Annotated in this window: 21 protein-coding genes and 1 tRNA gene; 9 read left to right on the top strand and 13 right to left on the bottom strand. The window is 65.0% G+C overall.

All coding sequences use genetic code 11. The annotated features are described in order from the left end of the window. Window positions 1–22 precede the first annotated feature (22 nt). On the bottom strand, window positions 23–2,488 hold the full coding sequence (locus DFR48_RS07845; protein ID WP_114362600.1) for a methyl-accepting chemotaxis protein: 2,466 nt from the start codon (window positions 2,486–2,488) through the stop codon (window positions 23–25). 217 nt (window positions 2,489–2,705) lie between these two features. Beyond that, window positions 2,706–3,005 carry a DUF1127 domain-containing protein gene (locus DFR48_RS07840; RefSeq protein WP_114362599.1) on the bottom strand — a complete coding sequence of 100 codons (300 nt, stop codon included), beginning with the start codon at window positions 3,003–3,005 and terminating at the stop codon, window positions 2,706–2,708. Window positions 3,006–3,212: 207 nt separating this feature from the next. On the opposite strand from DFR48_RS07840, the gene DFR48_RS07835 reads away from it, so the two are divergent. After that, window positions 3,213–4,166, top strand: a complete 954-nt coding sequence (locus DFR48_RS07835; protein WP_112689173.1) for a LysR substrate-binding domain-containing protein — start codon at window positions 3,213–3,215, stop codon at window positions 4,164–4,166. 170 nt (window positions 4,167–4,336) lie between these two features. Here the strand turns inward: DFR48_RS07835 and katG are convergent, their stop codons facing one another. Continuing rightward, window positions 4,337–6,508 carry a catalase/peroxidase HPI gene (gene katG, locus DFR48_RS07830; RefSeq protein WP_114362598.1) on the bottom strand — a complete coding sequence of 724 codons (2,172 nt, stop codon included), beginning with the start codon at window positions 6,506–6,508 and terminating at the stop codon, window positions 4,337–4,339. Between the two features lie 107 nt (window positions 6,509–6,615). Here katG and DFR48_RS07825 point away from each other — a divergent pair, with 107 nt between their 5' ends. Next, window positions 6,616–7,590 carry a hydrogen peroxide-inducible genes activator gene (locus DFR48_RS07825; RefSeq protein ID WP_114362597.1) on the top strand — a complete coding sequence of 325 codons (975 nt, stop codon included), beginning with the start codon at window positions 6,616–6,618 and terminating at the stop codon, window positions 7,588–7,590. Here DFR48_RS07825 and DFR48_RS07820 read toward each other — a convergent pair. The 6 genes from DFR48_RS07820 to guaB all read right to left on the bottom strand — a co-directional run bounded on the left by DFR48_RS07820 (window position 7,555) and on the right by guaB (window position 13,924). Further along, window positions 7,555–8,337 (bottom strand): 3-hydroxybutyrate dehydrogenase, encoded by a 783-nt coding sequence (locus DFR48_RS07820; RefSeq protein ID WP_114362596.1) that lies wholly within the window; start codon window positions 8,335–8,337, stop codon window positions 7,555–7,557. The genes DFR48_RS07825 and DFR48_RS07820 overlap by 36 nt on opposite strands. 73 nt (window positions 8,338–8,410) lie before the next feature. Next, window positions 8,411–9,532, bottom strand: a complete 1,122-nt coding sequence (locus DFR48_RS07815; RefSeq protein WP_114362595.1) for a DUF3734 domain-containing protein — start codon at window positions 9,530–9,532, stop codon at window positions 8,411–8,413. Window positions 9,533–9,652: 120 nt separating this feature from the next. After that, window positions 9,653–10,678: an alcohol dehydrogenase AdhP gene (gene adhP / locus DFR48_RS07810; RefSeq protein WP_114362594.1), complete on the bottom strand. Its 1,026-nt coding sequence runs from the start codon at window positions 10,676–10,678 to the stop codon at window positions 9,653–9,655. 195 nt (window positions 10,679–10,873) lie between these two features. Next, window positions 10,874–11,749, bottom strand: a complete 876-nt coding sequence (locus tag DFR48_RS07805; RefSeq protein WP_114362593.1) for a dienelactone hydrolase family protein — start codon at window positions 11,747–11,749, stop codon at window positions 10,874–10,876. A gap of 97 nt (window positions 11,750–11,846) precedes the next feature. Continuing rightward, on the bottom strand, window positions 11,847–12,404 hold the full coding sequence (locus DFR48_RS07800; RefSeq protein ID WP_114362592.1) for a hypothetical protein: 558 nt from the start codon (window positions 12,402–12,404) through the stop codon (window positions 11,847–11,849). A gap of 26 nt (window positions 12,405–12,430) precedes the next feature. Beyond that, a complete protein-coding gene (gene guaB / locus DFR48_RS07795; RefSeq protein WP_114362591.1) occupies window positions 12,431–13,924 on the bottom strand; it encodes an IMP dehydrogenase in 1,494 nt (497 codons plus the stop codon). Between the two features lie 314 nt (window positions 13,925–14,238). Between guaB and DFR48_RS07790 the strand changes: the two genes are divergently transcribed. Further along, window positions 14,239–15,645, top strand: coding sequence for a DHA2 family efflux MFS transporter permease subunit (locus DFR48_RS07790; protein WP_114362590.1), 1,407 nt, complete (start codon window positions 14,239–14,241; stop codon window positions 15,643–15,645). A gap of 39 nt (window positions 15,646–15,684) precedes the next feature. Here the strand turns inward: DFR48_RS07790 and DFR48_RS07785 are convergent, their stop codons facing one another. Together DFR48_RS07785 and DFR48_RS07780 are read right to left on the bottom strand one after the other, a co-directional pair. Then, window positions 15,685–16,407: an RlmE family RNA methyltransferase gene (locus tag DFR48_RS07785; RefSeq protein ID WP_114362589.1), complete on the bottom strand. Its 723-nt coding sequence runs from the start codon at window positions 16,405–16,407 to the stop codon at window positions 15,685–15,687. 16 nt (window positions 16,408–16,423) lie between these two features. After that, window positions 16,424–17,974 carry a Ppx/GppA phosphatase family protein gene (locus tag DFR48_RS07780; RefSeq protein ID WP_114362588.1) on the bottom strand — a complete coding sequence of 517 codons (1,551 nt, stop codon included), beginning with the start codon at window positions 17,972–17,974 and terminating at the stop codon, window positions 16,424–16,426. A gap of 264 nt (window positions 17,975–18,238) precedes the next feature. Between DFR48_RS07780 and DFR48_RS07775 the strand changes: the two genes are divergently transcribed. The 6 genes from DFR48_RS07775 (at window position 18,239) to DFR48_RS07750 (ending at window position 24,184) form a co-directional block, all read left to right on the top strand. Beyond that, window positions 18,239–18,312: transfer RNA gene (locus tag DFR48_RS07775), tRNA-Gln, on the top strand. Window positions 18,313–18,548: 236 nt separating this feature from the next. Further along, window positions 18,549–19,253: an SDR family oxidoreductase gene (locus DFR48_RS07770; protein ID WP_114362587.1), complete on the top strand. Its 705-nt coding sequence runs from the start codon at window positions 18,549–18,551 to the stop codon at window positions 19,251–19,253. Window positions 19,254–19,461: 208 nt separating this feature from the next. Next, window positions 19,462–20,715, top strand: a complete 1,254-nt coding sequence (locus DFR48_RS07765; protein WP_114362586.1) for an NAD(P)/FAD-dependent oxidoreductase — start codon at window positions 19,462–19,464, stop codon at window positions 20,713–20,715. 299 nt (window positions 20,716–21,014) lie between these two features. Beyond that, window positions 21,015–22,373: a glutamine synthetase family protein gene (locus DFR48_RS07760; protein WP_114362585.1), complete on the top strand. Its 1,359-nt coding sequence runs from the start codon at window positions 21,015–21,017 to the stop codon at window positions 22,371–22,373. A 13-nt stretch (window positions 22,374–22,386) separates the two neighbouring features. Beyond that, the gene (locus tag DFR48_RS07755; RefSeq protein WP_114362584.1) at window positions 22,387–23,682 is read left to right on the top strand and encodes an NAD(P)/FAD-dependent oxidoreductase; all 1,296 of its coding nucleotides are present in this window, start codon (window positions 22,387–22,389) and stop codon (window positions 23,680–23,682) included. Between the two features lie 106 nt (window positions 23,683–23,788). Next, a complete protein-coding gene (locus DFR48_RS07750) occupies window positions 23,789–24,184 on the top strand; it encodes a GFA family protein (RefSeq protein WP_114362583.1) in 396 nt (131 codons plus the stop codon). 31 nt (window positions 24,185–24,215) lie between these two features. Here DFR48_RS07750 and DFR48_RS07745 read toward each other — a convergent pair whose 3' ends face one another. Continuing rightward, window positions 24,216–24,749 (bottom strand): gluconokinase, encoded by a 534-nt coding sequence (locus DFR48_RS07745; protein ID WP_114362711.1) that lies wholly within the window; start codon window positions 24,747–24,749, stop codon window positions 24,216–24,218. 90 nt (window positions 24,750–24,839) lie between these two features. Beyond that, entirely contained in the window at window positions 24,840–26,441 is a 1,602-nt protein-coding gene (locus DFR48_RS07740) for a GMC family oxidoreductase (RefSeq protein WP_114362582.1), read from the bottom strand. Window positions 26,442–26,459: the final 18 nt, after the last annotated feature.

Raw genomic sequence — 26,459 nt, 5'->3', positions numbered from 1 at the left:
GGCGGAAGCCGCCACGCTGGTCTCAGAATTCTTCCCAGTCCCCGCCACTGGAAGCCTCGGCGCCGGAAGCGCCGGTTTTCACGTTCAGCCGGTTGGTGATCTTTCCAAGAAGCGCACGGGCCGGCGAACTGACGGGACGGGAGGTCTGGCTGGCCGGCGTCACACGCGGACGCGGCGACGGCGCCTGGAAGACCCGCGGCTCGGCAGGGCCAGTACTCGTAGCCTGCCTGAGGCCGGTCGCGCCCTGCGACGCGAGGCTCCGGTCGACGTTGAACTGCCCGACGACATCGGAAAGCGTATGGGTGTCGTTCGAGAGTGTCGTCATCTCGCGGTCGGTCTGCTCGGCGGCGCGGGCGTTCTGATGGGTGACGTCCTCCATCCGCGCGACGGCCGAATTGATCTCCTTCAGTCCCTCCGACTGCTGCCGCGCCGCAGTGGCGATCGAGTGGATGTGGTCGTTGATCTCGACCACCTGGCCGGCGATCGAGGACAGCAGGTCACCGCTTTCCTTGACGAGCCCGACGCCGCTTGCGACTTCGTCACCGGACTTGATGATGAGCGCCTTGATCTCGCGGGCCGCCTGGGCGGAACGCTGGGCAAGTTCACGGACTTCCTGCGCGACGACGGCAAAACCCTTGCCGGCTTCGCCCGCGCGCGCCGCCTCGACACCGGCATTGAGCGCGAGCAGGTTGGTCTGGAAGGCGATCTCGTCGATGACGTTGATGATCTTCGAGATTTCCGACGAGGCGCTCTCGATGCGCGCCATCGCGTTCACCGCCTCGCCGACGATCCCCGCCGAACGGTCGGAATTGTTGCGGGCCGTCCCGGCAAGCCGGGACGCGGTCTCGGCGCGCTCTGAGGACTGGCGGATCGCCTCCATGATCTGGCGGATCGAATTGGTGGTTTCTTCGAGCGCTGCCGCCTGTTCCTCGGTGCGGCGCGACAGATCCTCCGTCGAAGCCCGCACCTTGACGCTCTTGGCGTTGATCTCGTGAACATTGGAGTGGACGGCGGAAATCGTCCGCGACAGGCGTTCGAGCGAGGCGTTGAAGTCGACACGCAGGCGGTCGAGCCCACTCGCAAACGGCTTGTCGATCGTCGCGGTGAGGTCGCCGCTCGCCAGCCGTTGCAGTGCATTGCCGAGGATTTCGACAGCTTCGGTCATGCGCGCCTGCTCGGCGGCACGTTCGGCGTCGCGGTCCCGGCGCTCCTTCTCGTCGGCGAGCCGGCGGGTCTCGGCGTCGCTTTCGAGCGTCCGCTTCTCGAGTGCAGCCTGGCGGAAGACTGCGACCGAGCGGACCATTTCGCCGATCTCGTCCTGCCGCTCCTCCCCTTCGAGCGCGATCGCCGTGTTGCCGCTTGCAAGCGCACCCATGGACCCGACGAGGCGGGTGATCGGGCGGGTCAGGGAACGCGAATAGAGGACGGCGATCACGATGCCGAGCAGCACGATCGGAGCGCCGAACAGCACGGAAACCAGTGCCGTGTCGCGGAGGTTCGCCGCGACTTCATCCTCGCCGATGAGAGCGAAGACCGCCCAGCGGGTGCCGGCGAATTCGAGCGGCACGCCGGCGGCAAGGCTGGTCATGTCGCGATAACCGGAGAGGGTACCGAAGGCATCCCGGCCTTCCATGACCACCGGCAGCATCGCCGTGTCGACCTTCGCGGAAAGGACGTCCTTCTCCGACGTGAGCGCACTGTCGTTCAGCAATGCGCCGGTGGAGTCCACCAGAACGGTTTCGCCGGTTTCGCCGAGACCCTTGCGGTTGGCAAAAAGGGTATCGAGGCGGTGGTTCGGCAGGCGGTAGGCGATGACGCCGATCGTGCGGCCATTCATGGTGATCGGAACGGCAAGGAAGGAGGCAGGTGCGCCGTTCGAGGGCGCATAGGCGGCAAAGCCGGACATGGCGACGGCGTTCGGATCCTTGGCGGCGACGATCTTCGAGAAGACTTCCGCGAGGCCGGTATCCTTGTAGGGTCCCTTCGTCAGGTTGGTGCCGTAGTCCTTCTCCTTCTGGACCGAATGGACGACGTTGCCGTCGAGATCGATCATCAGGATGTCGTCGTAGCCCTGCGCCTGCAGATGGTTGAGATAATAGGCTTGGTACTGCTTGTGGGCGCGGTCAAAGGCATCCTTCTTGGCGCTGTCGAGCTTGTATTTCTCGCCGACGGGGTTCGGGTTCTCGTCGATATAGCGGCGGTGGAGCTCGGCGGCCGGGTCCTCTCCCAGGAATTTCCATGCTCCGGTGAAGCCGTAGAGCGCCTGCTGGGTGGTGACGTTCGAGGCGATCGCCGCGATATCGAGGCTTACGCTTTCGAGATAGCCCTTCGCTTCGTTGCGCCTTCCGTCGGCCGTCGCTTCCAGCATCTGGTAGACCTGCTGGCGCAGCGCACGGCTTTCGAGAAAGAGCGTCAAGGCGACCGATGCGCTGATGGCGACGATGGTGAAGACCGCCGCCGCGAGAGGAAGCTTCCTGGAAATCCGCATTTGAAAAGGCTCCGTGACCGTGCCCGGAGAACCCGGGTCCGCTGGCAATGCTAAAGAGAATCTCGTGCGGAAGTTAGAAATCTCTTACCGCGAACGGAAAACCTGTGGGAGGCCGGGCGCGAAGATCCCAATGCACAAAAAAAAGCCCGGGACTGGGATGGTCACCGGGCAAGTCGGCAGGGTTATTGGCAGTCACCCTGCGGGGATTGGGAGAGGGTCATTCGGACTTCACCGGCTGCAACGAACGGGTGGCGCGATTGCGCGCGGTGCGGGCGAGGAGACGCGAAGGATCGTCCGCAATGCCGGAGGTCCGAAGAATGCTCTCGACGTCGGCACGGGAAAGCCCGATGTCGCGCAGCAGCGCATCGTCGAGGTCGGCAAGGCGGTTCGCGGCTCGTCGGTTCCGCAGCGCGCGCAGAACGGATTTCATCGCTTGCCAGGTTGCGGCGAGACGCGCGGCAAGCGTCGGCCGGGAGACTGCAAGATCGAGTTCTGTCATCCGTTCGGTCGTGCTCATGGCGACAAAGTCCTTTCGATTTCGGCACGAATAGAGGCGGGCTCGTACCCGGAGAAGGGTAGAGCCGACCAGCGGGGTATGGAGGTTGGGGGGAGCCGATGTCGTCGGCCCCGGTTGATTTGCAGGACGATGATGCTGAAAAGCTATTGATCAGTCCAACGAATGTTTCTAATAGTTATCATCAATCCATCTGATGGAATTTCCCCCATGTCAGCTCCGCTCGATATCGACCAGCTCCAGACCTTCATCGCGATCGTGGACACCGGAAGCTTCACGAAGGCCGCAGCGCGTGTCTTCAAGACCCAGTCGGCCGTCTCCATGCAAATGCGGCGGCTCGAGGAACGCATCGGCAAGCAGCTCTTCATGAAAGACGGCCGCGGCAACCGGCTTACGGCGGAAGGGGAAAAGCTCCTCAATTACGCCCGGCGGATCATCCGGCTGAATTCGGAGGCGATCGCCGCCTTCGACGACAACCGGCTCGAGGGTACGCTGAGGATCGGCACGCCGGACGACTATGCCGACCGCTACATGCCGGAGATCATCGGACGCTTCGCCAAGACGCATCCGAACGTCGAGCTATACATCGTCTGCGAACCCTCGGTGGACCTCGCCGAAAAGATGGCCCGCGGCGAACTCGACATTGCGCTTGTCACCCACAATCCGCGCGCACGCAGCTCGGACGTGGTGCGCACGGAACCGCTCTGCTGGGTCGCGTCGGCGAACCATCCGCTGCGCGACGACGCGCCGGTGCCGCTCGCCGTCGGGCGGCGCGACTGCAACTGGCGCCAGCTCGCCTGCTCGGCACTCGATGCAGATGGCCGCGACTACCAGATCCTGTTCACGAGCTGGTCCTCGACCGTGGTGGCTGCCGCCGTGCTTGCCGGGATGGCGGTCTCGGTCCTGCCGGAGTCGGCCTTGCGCACCGGCATGAAGGTGCTGACGCAGGCTGATGGTTTTCCGCCGCTACCGCCGGTGCAGATCGGCCTGATGAAGCGGCCGGGGCTTTCGACCTCGCTGATGAACGCCATCACCGACCACATCACCGCCTGCCTCGACAACATCACGCCGTCGGCAGTCGACGACGATCTCGACGGCGACGTGAAAACCTATCCGCGATACTATCCGCGGCTGCGTGCCGGCCACATGATCCCCGGCTGGTAAGCGCAGACATATATAGACGGACATCGACAGCAGAACGGGAACAGCCGGGGCGAACCCCGGCTGTTCCCGTTTCCGGCCGGCAACCCGAGTGCGGCGGGGGGGCCACCGCTCTCCACGGGCCGGCTGCCCGTGCGCGCCCCTGGCGGCGGGCCGCGCACGGGATGCTTCCATCAGGCGATGTCGAACCGATCGGCGTTCATCACCTTCACCCAGGCGGCAACGAAGTCCTTCACGAACTTTTCCTTGTTGTCGTCCTGGGCGTAGACCTCCGCATAGGCACGCAGGATCGAGTTTGAGCCGAGGACGAGATCCACACGGGTCGCCGTATACTTGGTCGCACCGCTCTTGCGCTCGCGGATGTCATAGCTGTTGCTGCCGGTCGGCACCCAGGAATAGGCCATGTCCGTGAGGGTGACGAAGAAGTCGTTGGTCAGCGCGCCGACACGGTCGGTGAACACGCCGTGCGCCGTGCCGCCGTAGTTGGTGCCCAGAACGCGCATGCCGCCGATGAGCACCGTCATTTCCGGAGCGGTGAGCCCCATCAACTGGGCGCGGTCAAGCAGCATTTCCTCGGGGCTGACGACATAGTCCTTCTTCTGCCAGTTGCGGAAGCCGTCGGCGAGCGGTTCGAGCACGGCAAAGCTGTCCGCGTCGGTCTGCTCGGCGGTGGCGTCGCCACGGCCGGGCGCGAAGGGGACCTCGACATCGAAGCCCGCGGCCTTTGCCGCCAGTTCGACACCGACATTGCCGGCGAGAACGATGACGTCGGCAAGACTTGCGCCGGTTTCCGAAGCGATGCCTTCGAGAACCGACAGAACCTTGGCGAGGCGGGCGGGCTCGTTGCCTTCCCAGTCCTTCTGCGGAGCCAGGCGAATGCGGGCACCGTTGGCGCCGCCGCGCTTGTCGGAACCGCGGAAGGTGCGGGCGCTATCCCAGGCGGTGGTGACCATTTCGGCGATGGTGAGGCCGCTGTTGATGATCTTGGCCTTGACCGCTACAACGTCGTAGTCCTTGCGGCCGGCCGGGATCGGATCCTGCCAGATCAGGTCCTCGGCCGGAACGTCCGGGCCGAAATAGCGTGACTTCGGACCGACGTCGCGGTGGGTCAGCTTGAACCAGGCGCGGGCGAAGGCGTCCGAGAAGGCGGCGAAGTCGTCCTTGAACCTCAGCGAAATCTCGCGATAGATCGGGTCGACCTTCAACGCCATGTCCGCATCGGTCATCATCGGCATGACGTGGATCGAGGGATCCTCGACGTCGGCCGGCTTGTCCTCCTCGGCAATGGTGATCGGCGCCCACTGAGAGGCCCCGGCCGGGCTGTGCGTCAGCGTCCATTCATGCTTGAACAGCATCTCGAAGTAGCCGTTGTCCCACTTCGTCGGTTGCGTGGTCCAGGCGCCCTCGATGCCGGAGACGACGGTATCGCGGCCGATGCCGCGCCCCTTGGTGTTCATCCAGCCGAGACCCTGGAATTCCGGTCCTGCGGCTTCCGGATCGGGGCTGAGATTGGCGGCACTACCATTGCCGTGGGACTTGCCGATCGTGTGGCCGCCGGCGGTGAGCGCCACGGTTTCCTCGTCGTTCATGCCCATGCGGGCGAAGGTCTCGCGCATCTGCGCGGCGGTCGCCAGCGGATCGGACTTGCCGTTCACACCTTCCGGGTTGACGTAGATGAGACCCATCTGCACCGCAGCAAGCGGGTTCTCCAGCGTTTCCGGCTTGGTCACGTCGCCATAGCGGCCGTCGCTCGGCGCCAGCCATTCCTTCTCGTCGCCCCAGTAGGTGTCCTTTTCCGGGTGCCAGATGTCCTCGCGGCCGAAGGCGAAGCCGAAAGTCTTCAAGCCGGCGACGTCATAGGCGATCGTGCCGGCGAGCGCGATCAGGTCTGCCCAGGAAATCTTGTTGCCGTATTTCTTCTTGATCGGCCACAGCAGGCGACGACCCTTGTCGGTGTTGACATTGTCCGGCCAGGAATTGAGCGGCGCGAAGCGCTGGTTGCCGGTGTTGGCGCCGCCACGACCGTCGGTGATGCGGTAGGAGCCGGCGGCATGCCAGGTAACGCGGGCCATCATGCCGACATAGGAACCCCAGTCGGCCGGCCACCATTCCTGGCTGTCGAGCATCAGCGCGCGAAGGTCGGCCTTCAGCGCCTCGACGTCGAGCTTCTTCAGTTCCTCGCGATAGTTGAAGTCCGGGCCCAGCGGGTTCGTCTTGGTGTCGTGCTGGTGCAGGATGTCGAGGTTCAGCGCGTTCGGCCACCACTCCATGACGGATTTGCCCACGGCGGTATTGCCGCCATGCATGACCGGACATTTGCCGGTTGATTTGACGTGCTCGTTCATCTTGGCCTCCTGTTTTCGCAAAAACGAGTGAACTGGTGCCACCATCGGCCAAGTGCTTCATAATTTCCAATTGTATTTAGTGAGGATGACGATAGGATTGTCCTATCGTGATTACCATTCGTCAAATGCGCTACTTCGAAGCACTCGCCGCCACCCTGCACTTCGGCCGCGCGGCCGAGATGGTGCATGTCAGCCAGCCTGCCCTTTCCGTGCAGATCATGGAGATGGAGAAGCACCTGGGGGTGGTGCTGGTGGAGCGGACGCGCGGGGCAACACTGCTGACGGCCAAGGGCGAGGAAATCCTTGTGCACGTGCGCGGTGTGCTCGCCGGCATCGACCGGCTGGAGGAAGCCGCCCGCCGCAGGGGCGGCATGCTGGAAGGCATGATCCGCATCGGCATCATCCCGACGGTCGCGCCCTATCTGGTGCCGCAGATGGTGCCGTATCTCAGGCGCGAGCACCCGCTGATCGAAATCGAACTCAAGGAAGCCGTGACCGACCGGCTGCTCGGCGACCTCGCCGAGGGCAGGCTCGACGCGGTGATCGCGGCCCTGCCCGTCGAGGCGGACAATGTCGCGAGCCGCAGCCTCTTCACCGACCGTTTCTTCGTCGCCATGGCCGACAACGAAAGCGACGTGCTTGTCTCGCCGCTCGCCGAAACGCAGGTCGACCCGAACCGGCTGCTGTTGCTCGAAGAGGGGCACTGCCTGCGTGACCAGGCACTCGCGGTCTGCAAGACCGCGAACAAAAGAAATCTCGTCAATGTCGGCGCGACCTCGATGACGACCCTTCTGCAGATGGTGTCGCACGACATGGGTATGACACTCATTCCGGAAATGGCCGTCGATACGGAAACGGCGCGCACCGCGATCCGCATCGTTCCCTTCGCCGACCCGGCCCCCTCGCGCGAGATCGGCCTTGTCTGGCGGCGGTCGAGCCCGCGTCGGCAAGACATGGAAGCATTGGCCGCGGGCATCGTGGCGAGCCGCGGCAAGCTCCGCGCGAGTGGGCGTGGTCACGAGGAGCCCGACGGCCTCCCGTCAGGCTCAGTTCATGAACCAGCCATGGCTGACGACGAGTGACTGCCCCGTCAGCGCATTGGTCTCGAAACCGGCAAACATCAGCGCGACCTCGGCGACGTCCTCGACCGTGGTGAATTCGCCATCCACGGTTTCGCCGAGCATCACCTTGCGGATCACGTCGTCCTCGGAAATGCCGAGTTCCTTCGCCTGTTCCGGGATCTGCTTGTCGACCAGCGGCGTCCGCACAAAACCGGGGCAGATGACGTTGGCTCGTATGCCGGACGAACCGCCTTCCCTGGCCACCACCCGCGCCAGCCCGAGCAATCCGTGCTTGGCGGTGACATAGGCCGATTTCAGCGGCGAGGCCTCGTGCGAATGCACTGACCCCATGTAGATGATGGCGCCGCCCCCCTGACTCTTCATGTGCGGGATGCAGGCTTTCGTGGTCAGGAAAGCTCCGTCGAGATGGATCGACAGCATCTTCTTCCAGTCTGCGAAGGGGAAATCCTCTATTCTGTGAACGATCTGGATGCCGGCATTCGACACCAGGACATCGACCCGTCCCCACTTCGCAACCGTCTTCGCCACGCCGGCATTGACCGCCGCCTCGTCCGTGACGTCCATGGCGATACCGAATGCTTCGCCCGGGCCGATCGATGTCAGGGCCTCGGCCGCCGCCTGAGCCTGGTCTTCCTTCAGATCGGCGATGACGACCTTCGCGCCCTCTTCCACATAGCGTTTGGCGATGGCATGGCCGATGCCGCTGGCCGAGCCGGTGATGATGCAGACTTTACCCTTGAGCGTCATGGTCGTTCTCCTTGTTGCCTATCCGGGGCCGTGCGTCCCTGCCCGGCGCGATACCGGACGGCGGGGCGCAGAATCAGCTCTTCCCGTGCCGTTCCTGGGCGAGGTCGAAAATCTGAATTCCGTCGCGCGGGCGGCCGCGGCTTTTCCACTTGTCGTGATTGAGCGTGTGCATGACGTCGTCGTAACCCGCGGCCCAATGCTCCGTTATCGAAGCCCGTGAAAATTCGGCATCCATGGCGTGCGTGGCAGAGGCCGCCCGGCGGTGGATGAGGTGCACGATCGTCACGTCGTATTCGACGCCAATGGACCTCAGAATTCTGGCATCCTCGTCATCGGCGAATTCCGGCGGCAGTCTTTCGAGGAGCCGCTTGGCGGCGCGGCGGACGACCTGCCTGCGAGCGAAATCGTCGGTGTTCAGGCGCGTCCGGCTGGAATAGCGGATCTCTTTGATACGGCTCTCCGCCTCGAAATGATCCTTCGGCATGGCGCCGCGGGCGCTGAAGAGGTCGATCTGGAAGATCTCCATGTTACGCTCGGAGCCATTGGTGGACAGGACATACTGCAGCGGCGTGTTGGAGACGAGACCGCCATCCCAATAGTAACGGCCGTCGATTTCGACCGGTGCGAATCCCGGCGGCAAGGCGCCCGAAGCGGCGATATGCCGGGCATCCAGCCTGTAGCGACGATTGTCGAAATAGGCGAAATTGCCTGACACGACCTCGACCGCGCCGAGACTAATACGGGTCCGACCACTGTTCAGAAGGTCGAAGTCGACCAGTTCCTCCAGTGTCTTGAGCAGGGGCTCCGTGTCGTAGAAGCTAATGGCCGCGTCGCGATTGTAAAGGATCTGGTATGGCGTATAGAGGCGCGGCGAAAAGAAACCGGGTATGCCGGTGAGCGCTCCGGCCATCACGGAAATCTCGTTGGAGATACGGCGAACATCAGCGCCGTCATGGCCGAACCCGAAGGTCAGGTTCGACGAAACCTTGTCCCAGAACGTCCGGAGATTTTCAACGCGGTGTTCCTTTGGAGCGCCGGCGATCAGCGCGGCGTTGACGGCACCGATCGAAATGCCGGCGACCCAATCGGGGTCGATATCATGTTCGTGCAGCGCCTCGTAGGCGCCCGCCTGGTAGGCGCCGAGCGCGCCACCACCTTGAAAGACAAAGATCTGTTCGCATTTGGAATTCGACATGGTGCCCTGCAACTTGAATATTGCACTGCACCATAAAATAGGAAGTTCTGAACGGCTCGCCAGAGCAAGGAGCGGCCCAAGCCGCCCCTTGCATTCACGTTTCGGTGTACGCGCAGTGACTCAGTCGAGATCGAGCACGATGCGGCCGTCGATCTTGCCTTCCTCCATGCGGTGGAAGATGTCGTTGATGTTCTCGATCTTGTCCCAGGAGAAGTGCGAGGCAACCTTGCCCTCGCCCGCGAAGACCAGCGATTCCTCGAGGTCCTGGCGGGTGCCGACGATGGAGCCACGCACGGTGATGCGCTTCAGCACGGTGTCGAAGACCGGCAGCGAGATGAAGCCCGGCGGCAGGCCGACCAGCGCCATGGTGCCCTTGGAGCGAAGGAAGCCGTAGGCCTGCTCCATCGCCTTCGGAGAGACGGCGGTGACGAGCGCGCCATGCACGCCGCCAGTCGCCTTCTGCACCTGCTCGATCGCATCGGCGGCGCGCCCGTTGACGGTAATGTCGGCGCCGAGGTCCTTCGCAAGCTTCAGCTTTTCATCGAAGATGTCAGCGGCCACCACATGCATGCCCATGGCCTTGGCGTACTGCACGGCCATGTGGCCCAGGCCGCCGATGCCGGAGATCACCACCCATTCGCCGGGGCGTACTTCGGTTTCCTTCAACCCCTTGTAGACGGTGACGCCGGCGCAGAGCACCGGAGCCGCGGGGCCGAATTCGAGATTGTCCGGCAGACGACCGACGAAATCCGGATCGGCAAGACCGTACTGGGCGAAGGTACCATTGACCGAATAGCCGGTGTTCTGCTGGCTGCCGCAGAGCGTCTCCCATCCGGTGCGGCATGGCGTGCAGCAACCGCAGGCGGTGTGCAGCCACGGCACGCCGACGCGGTCGCCTTCCTTGATGCGGGTGACGCCGGCGCCGAGCTTGGCGACATAGCCGACGCCCTCATGCCCCGGAATGAACGGCGGATTGGGCTTGACCGGCCAGTCGCCGTTCGCCGCGTGCAGGTCGGTGTGGCATACACCCGTCGCCTGATACTTGACGAGAATCTGGCCCGGACCGGGATCCGGTATCGCCATCTCCTCGATCACCAGTGGCTTGCCGAATGCCCGCACGACGGCGGCTTTCATACTCGATGCCATTCTCTTCCTCCTCGACAGAAATCGTGTTGCGGAATCAGCTGGCCGTCGGGGGTTGCCCGTCACGACGTATGCATCCTAGCGTTGTCCCGATCGCGTTTCTTGATCCGCGTCAAATCTGCCGTGCTTCACGATGATTTGTGTCGCAGCGTTGCGACAGCCCCGGGAAAATTCCGGCACCGTCGCAACAGGGACTGCTCAGACGAGGTACTTCTTCAGGAAGGCAACCGTCCGCGACCAGGCGAGGTCGGCCGCCGCCTTGTCGTAGCGGGCGGCGGAGGTGTCGTTGTTGAAGGCATGGTTGACGCCCTCATAGACATAGAGCTCGTACGTCTTCTTGTTTGCGTCGAGGGCCGCCTTGTAGGCGTCAATGCCGGCATTGATGCGCTCGTCGAGCCCGGCATAGTGCAGGAGAAGCGGCGCCTGGATGGACGGCACCTGATCGGCAGGGACCTGGGCGCCGTAGTAGGCGACCCCCGCGCCGAGCGCCGGCGAGGCGACCGCCAGACGGTTGACCATGCCTCCGCCCCAGCAGAAGCCGACGGCGCCGACATTGCCGTTGGAATCGGCGTGGCCGGCCAGGTAGATGCGGCCCGACTCGGCATTGTTGACGGCTGCAGCCATGTCGAGCGTCGTGAACATTTCCCGCGCCTTGTCCTCGTCATCCGGCGTGCCGCCGTAGGGCGACAGGAAATCCGGCGCAAGCACGACGAAACCCTCCAGCGCCATGCGACGGGCAACGTCGCGGATGTGCGGATTGAGGCCGCGGTTTTCGTGGATGACGATGACGCCGGGCAGCGGGCCTGCGGCATCCTTGGGTCGAACGAGATAGGCCTGCATCTCGGTCGTTCCGCCGGGATAGGTCACATTCTCGGCATTCAGGCGGGCGTCGCCCTCGGGGATAACGGCGGCGCTCGCCTTGCTGGCGGCAAGCAGCGGAGCGATCGTGGCGGCGGCCGCCGCCGAGCCGGCAAGTGCCGTCAGCCTTTCCATGAAAGCGCGGCGATCCAGAGTAAGATGAGTGTATTCGTCATAGGCGTCGATCATCGCCTGAGTGACTTTCGGCGTGTCCATGATGCTCCTCCGTTCAGGGTATCTGGATGGCGGCCCGAACGCAGGCGCGCCGCAGGCAGGATAGTGCCCACCAGCGATTGCGGGCAACACATCTTCGTTACCGGCCCTCGGAACGGCCCGAGAAGACGGTGACGCGCAGCGCAAGGAGCCCGGACACGAACAGCAGCACGAATTTGAGGCGCGACACCCAAGGCAGGATCTGCGGCAGGTTTTCGGCGAGCCACGGACCCGGCTCGGCCGGCGGGAAATAGCTCAGGAACCCGAAATTCTCGAGATAGTCGAAGACGCCGTAGGCGACCGGAACGAGGCAGAGCAGCCAGGCATGGCGGACATCGAGGCGTCGGCCGTAGAGCACGACGCCGGGGGCATAGCCGCGAAGAAGCAGGCAAAGCGAGAGGGTGAGCACGAACGGCAGGACGAGGTCCGGGCCGAGATACATCAGCTGAAGCAGATCGCGCGCCTCGGCCCGTGCCGGATCGGCAAGCGCCGCCTGAAGGCCCCGGACCGCATCGGCCTCGTAGCCGGACAGTCGGGCATCGAGGAAGCCCCCTGCCCCGCTGAGGCGCTGGAACTCCGGATCGAGCCCGAAGAACATCCAGGCGACAAGGGCGCCCGAGAGGGCGAGCAGCAGCAGGATCACCTTGTTCGCTCGCATCTGCCGCTCCCCTCCATCCACTCGCCTCAGGCGCCGGCGCCGGGGTAGTTCGGGCTTTCGCGGGTGATGGTGACACCGTGCGGATGACTTTCACGCAGGCCCGCGCCGGAGATGCGAACGAAGGTCGCCTTCGCCTGGAAGTCCTTGATGTCGCGGCCGCCGACATAGCCCATGGCAGCCTTGAGGCCACCCGCGAGCTGGTGCAGCACGGCCGAAACCGGACCCTTGTAGGGGACCTGGCCCTCGATGCCTTCCGGGACCAGCTTCAGCGTATCGCGCACTTCCGCCTGGAAGTAGCGGTCGGCCGAGCCGCGGGCCATGGCCCCGACGGAACCCATGCCGCGATAGGCCTTGAAGGAACGGCCCTGGTAGAGGAAGACCTCGCCCGGGCTTTCGTCCGTGCCGGCGAGCAGCGAGCCGACCATGACCGCGGAGGCGCCGGCGGCGATCGCCTTGGCGAGGTCGCCGGAGAACTTGATGCCGCCGTCGGCGATCACCGGAATGTCGCTCTTGGCGGCCTCTTCGGCAGCGGCCATCACGGCGGCGAGCTGCGGCACGCCGACGCCGGCGACGATGCGCGTGGTGCAGATCGAACCGGGACCGATGCCGACCTTGATGCAGTCCGCGCCGGCCTCGATGAGCGCGCGGGTGCCTTCGGCTGTCGCGACGTTGCCGGCGATGATGCGCACCGAGTTCGACATCTTCTTGACCACGCCGACGGCATCCAGAACCTTCTGCGAGTGGCCGTGCGCGGTGTCGACGACGATCACGTCGACACCGGCATCGATCAGCCGCTCGGCGCGCTCGCGGCCGTCCTCGCCGGTCGAGATCGCGGCAGCGACGCGCAGGCGTCCGTGGAGGTCCTTCGCGGCGTTGGGATTGAGCTGGCTCTTCTCGATGTCCTTGACGGTGATCAGGCCGACGCAACGGCCGTCGCCGTCGACCACCAGCAGCTTTTCGATGCGGTGGGCGTGCAACAGGCGCTTCGCTTCCTGCTGGTCGACGCTTTCCTTGACGGTGACCAGGTTTTCCTTGGTCATCAGCTCGTGGATCTTCTGCGAGGGATCGGAGGCGAAGCGGACGTCACGGTTGGTCAGGATACCGACCAGACGACCGGGACGGCCGCCGTTCTCGACCACCGGAATGCCGGAAATGCCGTGGGCCTTCATCAGCGCCAGCGCTTCGGCGAGCGTCGAATCAGGGCCGATCGTCACCGGATTGACGACCATGCCGCTTTCGAACTTCTTGACCTGGCGGACTTCCTCGGCCTGTTCGCTCGGCGTGAGGTTGCGGTGGATGACGCCGATGCCGCCGGCCTGGGCCATGGCGATCGCAAGACGGCTTTCCGTCACCGTGTCCATGGCGGAGGAGAGGATCGGCAGGCTGAGGTCGATATCCTTGGCAATCCGCGTCGCGATGTTGGTCTGTCCCGGCATGACCTCGGAATGTCCCGGCTGCAGAAGGACATCGTCGAAAGTCAGGGCTTCGGCTCCCGTGGCCGAAATTACGATGCGTGCCATTGCCAATTTCCTCTTTTCAAAAAATGCAGTGGCTCTCCGGGACGAATCGTCCGCCCGGCCGCTCCTGCAGGACAACGTGGAAGTTGGCGAGGGCTGGTAACACGTCTATGACAGGAAGGGAACAGAAAAATCCGTAGACGCACGAGTGCCGGGTTTCTCTGGGTTCACCGGCGGCGAGAGATCCCTCACGCACACGTGAACCTCCGCGCCAGGGTAAGCCGATTCGTCGTTGGCAAGGAAAGCAAACCTCGGGTAGAAAGGGCGCCTCGCGACGCACCGGCGAAAGCCCCCTCCTTCCCGTGAGCACTGCCCGCATGAACCGCATCGTTCCGCTGATCCTCGCCGTCGCGCTGTTCATGGAGCAGATGGATTCGACCGTCATTTCGACGGCGCTGCCGGCGATCGCCGCCGCTCTCGGCGTCGGGCCGATCACGCTGAAGCTCGCCCTCACATCCTATATGGTGGCGCTCGCGATCTTCATTCCGGCGAGTGGCTGGATGGCCGATCGTTTCGGCGCGAAGGTCATCTTTCGCGTGGCGATCCTCGTCTTCATGGCCGGCTCCGTCCTCTGCGCTCTCTCCGGATCGCTTGTCGCCTTCGTCGCGGCCCGTTTCCTGCAGGGAATGGGCGGCGCGATGATGACGCCGGTCGGACGCCTCGTGCTCCTGCGCACGACGGAGCGACGCGAGCTCGTCTCGGCGATGGCGCTGCTCACCATCCCCGGACTAATCGGCCCGCTGAGCGGTCCGCCGATTGGCGGCTTCATCACCACTTATTTCAGCTGGCACTGGATTTTCCTGATCAACGTACCGATCGGCCTTGCCGGCATCTGGCTCGCGACCATCCACCTGCCCGAGGTGCCGCCGGTCGAGACGCCGCCGATCGACTGGCGCGGTTTCGCGCTGAGCGCGCTTGCGGCCTCCGGCGTCGTCTTCGGACTTTCGGTGATGAGCCTGCCGGCGCTGCCGCCTGCCGCCGGCATCGGAGCGACGGCACTCGGCCTCGCCGCCGGTCTTCTCTATGTCCGCCATGCGCGGCGCCATCCGACGCCGCTTCTCGACCTCGGCCTCTTTCGCAACGCCACCTTCCGCATCGCGGTTACCGCCGGGACGATCTTCCGCATCGCCGCCGGGGCAACCCCCTTCCTTATGCCGCTGATGCTGCAGCTCGGCTTCGGCCTCACGCCCTTTCAGTCCGGCCTCATCACCTTCGTAGGGGCGATCGGCGCGATCACCACCAAGTTCCTCGCCCGCCGTGTCTTCGCGGCCGTCGGCTTCCGCACCGTGCTCATTGCCGCGGCGATCACCGGTGCCGCGACGACGGCGGCGAACGCCTTCTTCACACCCGGCACACCCTATGCCCTGATCATGGGACTGCTGCTTGCCGCTGGCTTCTGCCGGTCCTTCTTCTTCACCGGCATCAATGCGCTGAGCTATGCGGAGATCGGCGACGCAGAGGCGAGCCAGGCGACGTCGATGAGTTCGGTGCTACAGCAGGTGAGCCTGGCGCTCGGGGTGGCGGTGGCCGCCGCCATTCTCGAAGGAAGCACGGCACTCAAGGGCCATGCACTCGGGCTTGCCGACTTTCATCTCGCCTTCGCGGTGGTGGCGGGCCTGTCGCTGCTGGCGGTGCTGCCCTTCCTGCGGATGCCGCGCGATGCCGGCGCCAATGTCTCCGGCCACGGAGGAAGGCCAGAGCCCGACAGCATCGCTGTGAAATAGGCGCCTATTCCGCTCTTTCGCAGACAGAGTCTGGTGCCCTCAGTCGCCGGCCTCTTCAGCCGTCGCGGGCTTGCGTCCCTTGAAGCCCTTGGCGAGCAGGAACATCTCGACCGATTCGGAGCGCGAGGCGCTGGGTTTCACGTGCACGACCTGGCGGAAGTTCTGTTTCAGCAACGTCAGAAGCTCCCGCTCCGTGCCACCCTGGAAGGTCTTCGCGAGGAAGTGGCCGCCCTCGGCGAGCACCTCAATCGCGAAATGCGCCGCGACCTCGCAGAGGTGCATGGTGCGCAGGTGGTCGGTCTTCTGGTGGCCGGTGGTCGGGGCGGCCATGTCGGAGATCACCAGATCGGGCGTGCCGCCGACGGCCTCGATGAGCTTTGCCGGCGCTTCCGGATCGAGGAAGTCGAGTTGCAGGATCTTCACGCCAGGCAGCGGCGCCATTTCGAGGAAGTCAATCGCGGCGACGCGCACGTCCGCGTCGGTCGACCCGGTGACGTTGGCGGCGATCTGCGACCAGCTTCCGGGCGCCGCCCCGAGGTCGATGATGCGGCGGGCGCCCTTCAGAATGTTGTGCTTCTCGTCGATCTCCAGAAGCTTGAAGGCCGCGCGGGCGCGATAGCCTTCGAGCTTGGCGCGCTGCACGTAAGGATCGTTGATATGCCGTTCGAGCCAGCGGCGCGACGAGGCCTTGAGCTTGGTCTTCTTGACTTTCTGGCCGAGCTTGCGGCCGGTGCGGTTTCCGGCGATCGGAGCCTTGGTCATCTTCGTTCTTTCCTGTTCAGCGCCCGCGCTCGCGGAAGGGGCGACGGCTGCGCCCACGCCGCCAGACGCCGTCGTCGGCCATCATGTCGGTGAGCAGGCCTTCCCTCAAGCCCCTGTCGGCCACCCGCATGCGGGGCGATGGCCAGCGGCGGCGGATCGCCTCGAGGATCGCGCAACCGGCGAGCACGAGGTCGGCGCGGTCCGGGCCGATGCAGGGGTTGGCCGCGCGGCCCTGGTAATCCCAGGAGAGCAGTTTCGCCTGCATGGCGCTCACCTCGGCATCCGAGAGCCAGAGGCCGTCGACCCGGCGGCGGTCGTAGCGCGGCAGGTCGAGATGCACGCCGGCGAGCGTGGTCACAGTGCCGGAGGTGCCGATCAGATGGAAATCGTGGGACGCCACGCCTTTCTCGGCGCCTTCGATCGGCGGGCAGTCGAAGCGCGCGAGCATTTCCCCGACCTCGGCCGTCATCGCCTCGAAGACGTCCGGCGTCACGTCGCGGCCGCCATGACGCTCCGAGAGCGTCACAACGCCGACCGGCAGCGAGGTCCAATGGGTGATGTGGTTGGCAAGCCGGCTCGAACGGCTTTCGCCGATGCGGATGACGGCAATCTCGGAAGAGCCGCCGCCGATGTCGAAGAGCACGACCGACCGCGCCTCGCGACCGACCAGCGACGAGCAGCCGGAAACGGCAAGTCGCGCTTCCGTCTCGCGGTTGATGATCTCGAGTTCGAGGCCGGTCTCGACCGTCACGCGGTGCAGGAATTCCTCGCCGTTTTCCGCAGCACGACAGGCTTCGGTGGCGATCAGCCGCATGCGGCGGATTTGCCGGCCGGAGAGTTTTGCCGCGCAGACGCGCAACGCCTCGACCGCGCGGTCCATCGCCTCCGCCGAAAGCCGGCCGCTCGCAGCAAGCCCTTCACCGAGCCGCACGATGCGCGAAAAGGCGTCGACGACACGGAACTGCCCGGGGCGGGTCGGCTGGGCGACGAGAAGACGGCAATTGTTCGTGCCGAGATCGAGTGCCGCGTAGAGATCGTTCGACCACTGCGAAACGGCCGCCGGCGGACGCGGGCGTTCCGTCGGCTGCGGCTGCTGCGGCTTGGCCGGCAGAGGCGCCTTGGCGGGAGCGGCGGCCGGCGCCGGCGAGGCCGCCTGCGCGGTGGCCGGCTTGCCTGAGGCGAGCGGCCGACCCTGCAGGCTGCGGCGATTGCGGTTGCGACGGCGCTTCTTTCCCGGTTTTCCGGGATGGGAATGCTCGGCCTCTGCCGCAGGCGCCGCCGTCTTGTCGGCATTTGCGGAATGCGGCAGATCGATAGGCTGGTTTTGACCCGAACGGTTGCGTCGCCGGCGCTTTCGCTTGCGAACCGGCTCGTGCGCCTGGTTGGTTGCGGAACGTCCAGCCGGAGCCGACGTCGCCGCCTGCCCCTCGCCGGCCACGACGGCGGCGCCCGAAACCTTCGGCGCATTCGTCTTGGCCTTGCCGCGCCGGAGGGTTGCCTCCCCGTTGCGGCTTTCTGCCGACGCCCCCTCGCTTGACGGCCTGAGGCCGCGATCGGGGTCTGTCACGTATCTATTCCGTTGCGCCGCGCAAGGCCGACTGCGGCATGCCGCTGGCGCCATATTCGATTTTCGTTGGCGCGATAATATCAGCGGGTCCGGTTTTAGCCAAACTGTTTTTCCGGCGGAATTCGGTGCAGCGCCGGGCGTGTGAGAGCATCGTCGCGGCAGGGGAATTTTTTCCGATTTTTTCAAAACAGCTATTTGCAAGTCGCCGGCTTTTGTTTATAAGCCCGCCTCACCGACGGGTCACGCACTGCCGTGACCCACTGCTGGGGAATAGTTCAACGGTAGAACGACGGACTCTGACTCCGTTAATCTTGGTTCGAATCCAGGTTCCCCAGCCAATTCTCTCAAAAACGACGTTATTTTCTTGATTTTCCAGTCGCGCCGGATCCCGTCTTGGCGTCATTGGCGACCTGATGTCCGTCGCACGACGGCATTTTCCCGAACACATCGCCCACCGATCGCTTTTTGCTTGTCAAAGCGATGAAGACCCCTTTCCTTACCGTCGGACAATTCTACTTGAGGGAACATCGGGGCGGTCGACAGGGCGCCCGATCGTGGAAGAGAGGTGCCTGCAATGTCGGCAAAGAAAGTAGCCATCATCACGGCGGGCGGCAGCGGCATGGGAGCGGAATGCGCTCGGCGTCTGGCGGCAGACGGGTTCAACGTGGCGATCCTCTCCTCGTCCGGTAAGGGTGAGGCGCTGGCCGCGGAGTTGGACGGCATCGGGATCACCGGCTCCAACCAGTCGAACGACGATCTCAAACGTCTGGTGGACGCGACCGTGGAAAAATGGGGGCGGGTCGACGCTCTGGTGAACAGCGCCGGTCACGGGCCGCGCAAGCCGGTCCTCGACCTGACCGACGAGGACTGGCACACGGGCATCGACGTCTATTTCCTGAATGCCGTGCGCCCGACACGCCTCGTCACGCCGATCATGCAGAAGCAGAAATCCGGGGTCATCATCAACATATCGACCGCCTGGGCCTTCGAGCCGTCGTCGATGTTCCCGACATCCGCGGTCGCCCGTGCGGGCCTCGCCGCCTTCACCAAGATCTTCGCGGATACCTATGCGGCGGACAATATCCGCATGAACAACGTCCTGCCCGGCTGGATCGACAGCCTCCCCGCCACCGAGGAACGTCGCGCGGGCGTGCCGATGAAGCGCTACGGCACGAGCGCCGAGATCGCCGCGACCGTCGCCTTCCTTGCCTCGGACGGTGCCGCCTATATCACCGGACAGAACATCCGCGTCGATGGCGGGCTGACTCGGTCGGTTTGACGGCCTGACGAAATCTGCGACCCGCAGCCGCCTCAGCGACAATTGACGGCCGTCTCCACGCCCGATCGTCGAAGAGTCTGCGAGGACATCACGCATTTTTGCAACGCCTCACGCCAATCGGCAGATCTTTGCATTTTTCCATTTGCGCCGCAGCATCGACAATTGCATCTTCGGCGAAAGACCTGTCAGCAACGGAATCCTGAATAGAATGTCTGCAGATGCAATCGTGCTCGGCGCCGGTATCGTCGGCGTTTCCACCGCCATCCATCTCGCCCGCCGCGGCCGCTCGGTGGTGCTGGTCGACCGGCGCGGCGCCGGCGAGGAAACCTCGTTCGGCAATGCCGGCCTGATCCAGCGCGAGGGCATCGTGCCCTACGGTTTTCCGCAGGAAGTCGGCATGCTGGTGCGCTATGGGCTCAACAACCGTATCGACGCGCATTACCATCCGACGGCAATGCCGAAGCTGGTGCCGTTCCTGTCGCGCTACTGGTGGCATTCGAACAAGGTGCGCCATCAGGCGATCGCCAACGCCTACGCGCCGCTCATCGAAAATTCGGTCTCGGAGCATGCCGACCTGATCAAGGCGGCGGGTGCCGAACGCCTGATCCGCAAGGACGGCTGGATGGAGGCCTTCCGCACGAAGGCGGCGATGGACAAGGAAGTCGCCGAGGCCGAGCGGCTGGCGGGTGTCGCGGCCATCAACTTCACGGCGCTGACGGCGGACGATCTCGCCCGCGTGGAGCCGCACCTGACGGGCAAGTTCGTCGGCGCACTGAAATGGAACGACCCCTGGTCGGTCACCGATCCGCACGGGCTGACCATGGCCTATCTCGCCTATTTCGAAAGCCTCGGCGGCAGGTTCGTCAGGGGCGATGCAACGACGCTCAAGCCCGCCGCCGGCGGCAAGGGCTGGCAGGTAAAGACCGTCGACGGAACTGTGGAGGGCAAGGATGTCGTGCTGGCACTCGGCCCCTGGTCGGAGGACGTGACCCGCACGCTCGGCTACAGCTTCATCGTCGGCGTGAAGCGCGGCTACCACATGCATTATGCGCCGGCAGGCAATGCCGTTCTCAACAACTGGACCATGGACAAGGAGCGCGGCTATTTCCTCGCGCCGATGGACAAGGGCATCCGTCTGACCACGGGTGCGGAATTCGCCGACCGCGACGCGCCGAAATCGCCGGTGCAGGTCGAGCGCGCCGAAAAGGTGGCGCGCACGATCTTCCCGCTCGGCGAACGGCTCGATCCCGAACCGTGGATGGGGGCGCGGCCCTGTACGCCGGACATGATGCCGATCATCGGCAAGGCGCCGCGCCACGACGGCCTCTGGTTCGCCTTCGGCCACGCCCATCACGGCCTCACCCTCGGTCCGGTCACCGGCCGGCTGATCGCCGAAGCGGTCACCGGCGAGACGCCCTTCCTCGACATGAGCGCCTGGCGTCCGGAGCGGTTCAAGCCTTAGGGTATCGTCGCTCTGCCGATGCATCCTGCGGCAGGGCTGGCAAATGCGGCAATTTCGTGATAGCGGTGTCTTCGGTCGTAAGACCAAGTTTCCGCGTGGTCGCGGAAAGCCGCCGGGCTGTGCTCCTTGTCTTCGCACCTTCCGATGCGCCCCGGCGGGAAGACTGTAGAGGCTGAGGCATGTTTCGCTTTCTGAACCACCACGGAGATTTCGGCGACCGTTAGCGTCGTTCGATACCGTTTGCGCGTGCGCATCTCCGCATGCGTGGGTCAGATCGTTGAAACCACTGCCGGTGCCTTATGGATATTGAAAGCCAAGCCAAGACCTTTTTCGAAGCAAACCCCGACATCGAAGTGCTGGAGGCGTTCGTCATCGACGTCAACGGCGTGCCACGGGGCAAGTGGATCCCGCGCGAACGCGCGCTCGACGTCCTGACCAAGGGCATGGCGATGCCGCGCTCGGTCTATGCGCTCGACGTCTGGGGGCGCGACGTCAATGCCGCCGGCCTGGCGGAAGGCACGGGCGACCCCGACGGGCTCTGCTTTCCCGTTCCCGGCACGCTCTCGCGCGTCACATGGCTGTCGCGGCCGACGGCGCAGGTGCTGCTGGAGATGCGCAATCCGGACGGCAGCGGCTTCTACGCCAACCCGCGCAACGTGCTGGCAAGCGTCGTCGAGCGCTATCGCAAGCTCGGGCTGACGCCGGTCGTCGCGACCGAACTCGAATTCTATCTCATCGATCCGGTGCGCTCGGCCCTCGATCCGGTGCGCCCGCCGAAGACCCGCGAAGGCCGCTGGCACACCGGCCAGACGCAGGTGCTGTCGATCGCCGAACTGCAGGACTTCGAGGAGGTCTTCCACGCGATCTCGACCGCGGCGCGCGCGCAGAAGGTGCCGGCTGACACGACGCTGCGCGAAAACGGCCCAGGCCAGTACGAGATCAACCTGAACCACGTGCCGGACGCGCTCGCGGCAGCCGACTATGCGGTGCTCCTGAAGCGCATCGTCAAGGGCGTGGCCCGCTGCCACGACCTCGACGCCACCTTCATGGCGAAGCCCTACGGCACCCAGGCCGGCAGCGGCATGCACGTCCATTTCTCGGTGCTCGACGAGACCGGTACCAACATCTACGCCGGAGAAGACGGGCCGTCGGAGGAGCTCTTCCATTCGGTCGGTGGGCTGTTGGAGTCCATGGGCGAGAGCATGGCGGTCTTCGCCCCCCACCAGAATTCCTACCGGCGGCTGCGGCCGTCGGAGCATGCGCCGACCTATGCTTCATGGGGTTTCGACAACCGCTCGGCCGCCGTGCGCGTCATCACCGCGAGCCGGCCCGCCACCCGCATCGAGCATCGCGTCGCCGGCGCCGACACCAATCCCTATCTCGTCGTCGCGATGATCCTCAGCGCCGCGCTCGCGGGCATGAAGGAGAAGACGCAGCCGGGCGGCGCGATCAGCGGCGACGAGCATGCGATCAACCACGAACCGCTTCCGACCAACTGGGACCAGTCGCTGCAGCGTTTTTCGAAGTCGAGCTTCGCCTATGCTGCCCTCGGGCCGAAGTATCGCGGGCTCTACACCGCCTGCAAACAGCAGGAAATCTCGGAATTCTCGCTCCGCGTCACCGACGTGGAATACGACGCCTATATCCGGACCGTTTGAGAGGAACAGGACGATGCAGACTTCCCCGACCAATCCCGGCCACGCCAATTCCTGGTATGCGGCAAGTGCCAACGACAAACGCGTCCGTCCCGAACTTGAAGGCGAGACGGAAGCCGACGTCTGCGTGATCGGCGCCGGCTTCACCGGCATTTCTGCCGCGCTGGAACTCGCCGAAAACGGCTTCTCGGTGGTGGTGCTCGAAGGCGAGCGCGTCGGCTTCGGCGCTTCCGGCCGCAACGGCGGGCAGATCGTCAACGGCTACAGCCGTGACCTCGAAGTGATCGCCAGGCGCTATGGCCCCGACAAGGCGGTGAAGCTCGGCGAGATGTCGCTCGAGGGTGGCGAGATCATCCGCCGCCGTGTCGCGACCTACGGCATCCGCTGCGACCTCGTCGACGGCGGCTTCTTCGCCGCCTTCACCGACAAGCAGGTCAAGGAGATGGCGCATGTCAAGGCGAACTGGGAGAAGCACGGACATACCGGCCTCGAAATGGTCGCCAAGGCAGACGTCGGCAAATACGTGAAATCCGACCGCTATGTCGGCGGCATGATCGATCGTCTCGGCGGCCACATCCATCCCCTGAACCTGGTGCTCGGCGAGGCCGCCGCCGCGGAAGGGCTCGGCGTGCGGATCTTCGAAAAGTCGCGCGTCACCGGACTCGACATGGGCCTGAACCCGGTCGTGAAGACCGCCAAGGGCCGGGTGAAGGCGAAGTACGTGCTCGTCTGCGGCAATGCCTATCTCGGCTCGATGCTGCCGAAGATCACCGACCGGATGATGCCGGTCTCCTCGCAGGTCATGGCGACGGAGCCGCTCGACGCGAAGCTGATCGAAGACCTGCTTCCGGCCAACTACTGCGTCGAGGATGCCAATTACGTGCTCGACTACTATCGCCGCACCGCCGACAACCGGCTGCTCTACGGCGGCGGCATCGGCTATGGCGGGCATGACCCCGCGAACCTCACGGGCGTCATCCGCCCGAACATGCTGAAGACCTTCCCGCAACTGAAGGGTGCCCGGATCGATTTCGCCTGGAGCGGCAACTTCGCGCTCACGCTCACGCGCATCCCGCATATGGGCCGGCTTTCCGAGAACGTCTATTTCTCCCACGGGGATTCCGGTCACGGGGTCACGACGACGCATCTGCTCGGCAAGATCCTCGGTGAGGCCGTCGCCGGCCATGCCGGTCGCTTCGACGTCTGGGCCTCGCTGCCGGCGCTTCCCTTCCCCGGCGGCAGGACCTTCCGCGTGCCGCTCACCGTTCTCGGCGCGTGGTGGTACGGCCTGCGCGACAAGCTCGGCGTCTGAGGAACGGGTCGGCCAGAGGTCGAAAGCCGTCGTCTCGGAGCCAACCGGCGCGACGGCCCCATGCCAAGCTGCACCACTCGATCGGGTTTCGCGTGGGAGAAGAGCCTTGGCACAAGCGAAAACAGGCGGCTGCCTTTGCGGCGGCGTTACCTACGACGTTCGGGGAGAGTTGCGACCGGTGGTCGCCTGCCATTGCCACCAATGCAGGAAAACGTCCGGCCACTATGTTGCGGCGACGCAAGCCGCACAGGCCGACGTGACGATCAGAGGTGACACCCTCCGGTGGTTCCGGTCTTCCGACACGGCGGAACGCGGCTTCTGCGGCAACTGCGGCAGCAACCTGTTCTGGCGCCGGCACGGCAATCCCTACATCTCGATCTGGGCCGGAACGATCGACGGGCAGACCGGCCTCAGGATGGAGAGCCAGATTCACACGGAATCCGCCGGCGACTATTATGAACTGCCGCACATGCCGGTGATCGACCAGTCGGAATTGTCCTAACGTTCACCGCGAGACAGGCTGCGGGCAGCCTTCAGCGACCCGCGGCCGGCGAAAGCCCGGCGACCGCCATATCCACGATCTCCCCGATGCCACGATCGATATCGACCGTTACGACACCCGGCTCGCCGGTCGGCACTTCGAGCGTGGCAAGCTGGCTGTCTAGGAGAGAGGTCGGCATGAAATGGCCGGTGCGCGACCCCATCCGCTCGCTCAGCAGTTCGCGCGTTCCCTCGAGGTAAACGAAGGAGAGCCTGCCGCCGATCGCAGCCCGAAGCCGGTCGCGATAGGCCTTCTTCAGCGCCGAGCAGGAGACGACGATCCCATCGCCTCGTCCCAGCGCATCCGCCATCGTCCGGCCGATGATCTCGAGCCACGGCCAGCGATCCTCGTCGCTCAGCGGCTCGCCCCGCGACATCTTCTCGACATTCGATTGCGGATGCAGGACGTCGCCTTCGACGAAGGGCAAGCCGAGACGCTCGGCGATCGCCGCTCCGACGGACGACTTGCCGCAGCCGCAGACCCCCATCACGATGACCGCTTCAGGCCTTGCCGTTTCCGTCCGCATCAACCGCCCACTCCCGTCCTCTTCATTGTGACGAAGCGGAAGATAGTGATCGGCGCGTCCGAGTCCACCCGCCGGGAACGTGATCTGCAATCAGCCGGCACGCATCTCGGCGGCGATCTTTTCGGCCATCATGATGATCGGCGCATTGGTGTTGCCACCGATCAGCGTCGGCATCACCGAAGCGTCGACCACGCGGAGCCCCTCGATGCCCCGGACCCGGAGCGCCGGATCGACAACGGCGCGATCGTCGGAGCCCATGCGGCAGGTGCCGATAGGATGGTAGATCGTGTCGGCGCGAGCGCGAATGCGTTCGGTGAGCGCCGCATCCGAGCCGCCGGCCTCGGCGTAGAGTTCACGCTTGCGGTAGCCGGCGAGCGCGCTCGCCTCCATGATGTCGCGCATCACCTTCGTGCCGGCGAGCATGCCTGCCATGTCACGCGGGTCGGAGAGATAGGCGGGGTCGATGCGAGGAGCGGAAAGCGGATCGGCGCTCCTCAACGTCACGGTCCCGCGCGAATGCGGCCTGAGCAGGCAGACATGGCAGGAATAGCCGTAGCCCATGTGCAGCCGGCGGGCGTGATCGTCGACCATGGCGACGACGAAATGGAGCTGGATATCCGGACGGTCGAGCGCCGGGTCGGTCTTCAGGAAGGCGCCCGACTCCGCGAAGGTCGAGCGCAGATGCCCGGTACCCTCGCGCCGCCACTCCCGCGAGGCGCGCGCGATGTCGGCTGTGCCGTGGAGGCCGATGCCAATCATGTCGCGATCGCGCGAGCGATAGATCATGGTGAAATCGAGATGGTCCTGCAGGTTGCACCCGACCTCCGGACTGTCGGCGACGACCGCAATGCCGTGACGGCGGAGCTCGTCCGCCGGCCCGATGCCCGAAAGCATCAGGAGTTGCGGCGACTGCAGTGCACCGCAGGCGACGACTACCTCCCGCGCGGCACGGGCGACCAGTTCCCGGCGGCCGACCCGGTAGGCGACGGCAGAGGCGCGGCCGTGCTCGAAAAGTACGCGGCTTGCCCGCGCGCCGGTAACGATCGTCAGGTTCGGCCGGTCGAGATGGTCTGAGAGATAGGCGGCGGAGGCCGAGCAGCGCTCGCCCTTGCGCGGACCGCGCCAGAACTGCGTCGCCTGGTAGAGGCCGATCCCCTCCTGGTCCGGACCGTTGAAATCGTCGTTCCGGCGAAAGCCCCGTTCCTCGCCGGCGGCGATGAAGGCCTGGTTCACCGGCCGCGCCCAGTCGGCATCGCTCACCTGCAGCGGCCCGCCGGCGCCGTGAAGCGGACCGGCGCCGCGGACGTTGTCCTCGGCTTTCAGGAACCAAGGCAACACGTCGGAAAAGGACCAGCCGGTGCACCCGGCCGCGGCCCAGTCGTCGTAGTCGCCGGCATGGCCGCGAACGTAGAGCATGGCGTTGATGAGGCTCGAGCCACCGAGACCGCGTCCACGCGGCTGGTAGCCACGCCGGCCGTTCAGACCCGCCTGCGGTTCTGTCTCGAAAGCCCAGTTGGCAAAGGGCAGCCGGCCCGGCACGACGGCCGCGGCGCCCGACGGCACACGGAGCAACAGTTCGCGCCCCAAGCCTCCCGCCTCCAGCAGGCAGACCTTGACGTCGGGGTCCTCGCTCAGCCTCGCAGCCAGAACCGCTCCCGCCGAGCCGCCGCCGGCGATCACATAGTCGAACATGGTCCCCTCCCAAGGCCC

The organism is Ciceribacter lividus (assembly GCF_003337715.1).
GTDB lineage: Bacteria > Pseudomonadota > Alphaproteobacteria > Rhizobiales > Rhizobiaceae > Allorhizobium > Allorhizobium lividum.
The sequence above is the reverse complement of the archived record's forward strand: the minus strand, read 5'-3'. Positions and strand labels throughout refer to the sequence as shown.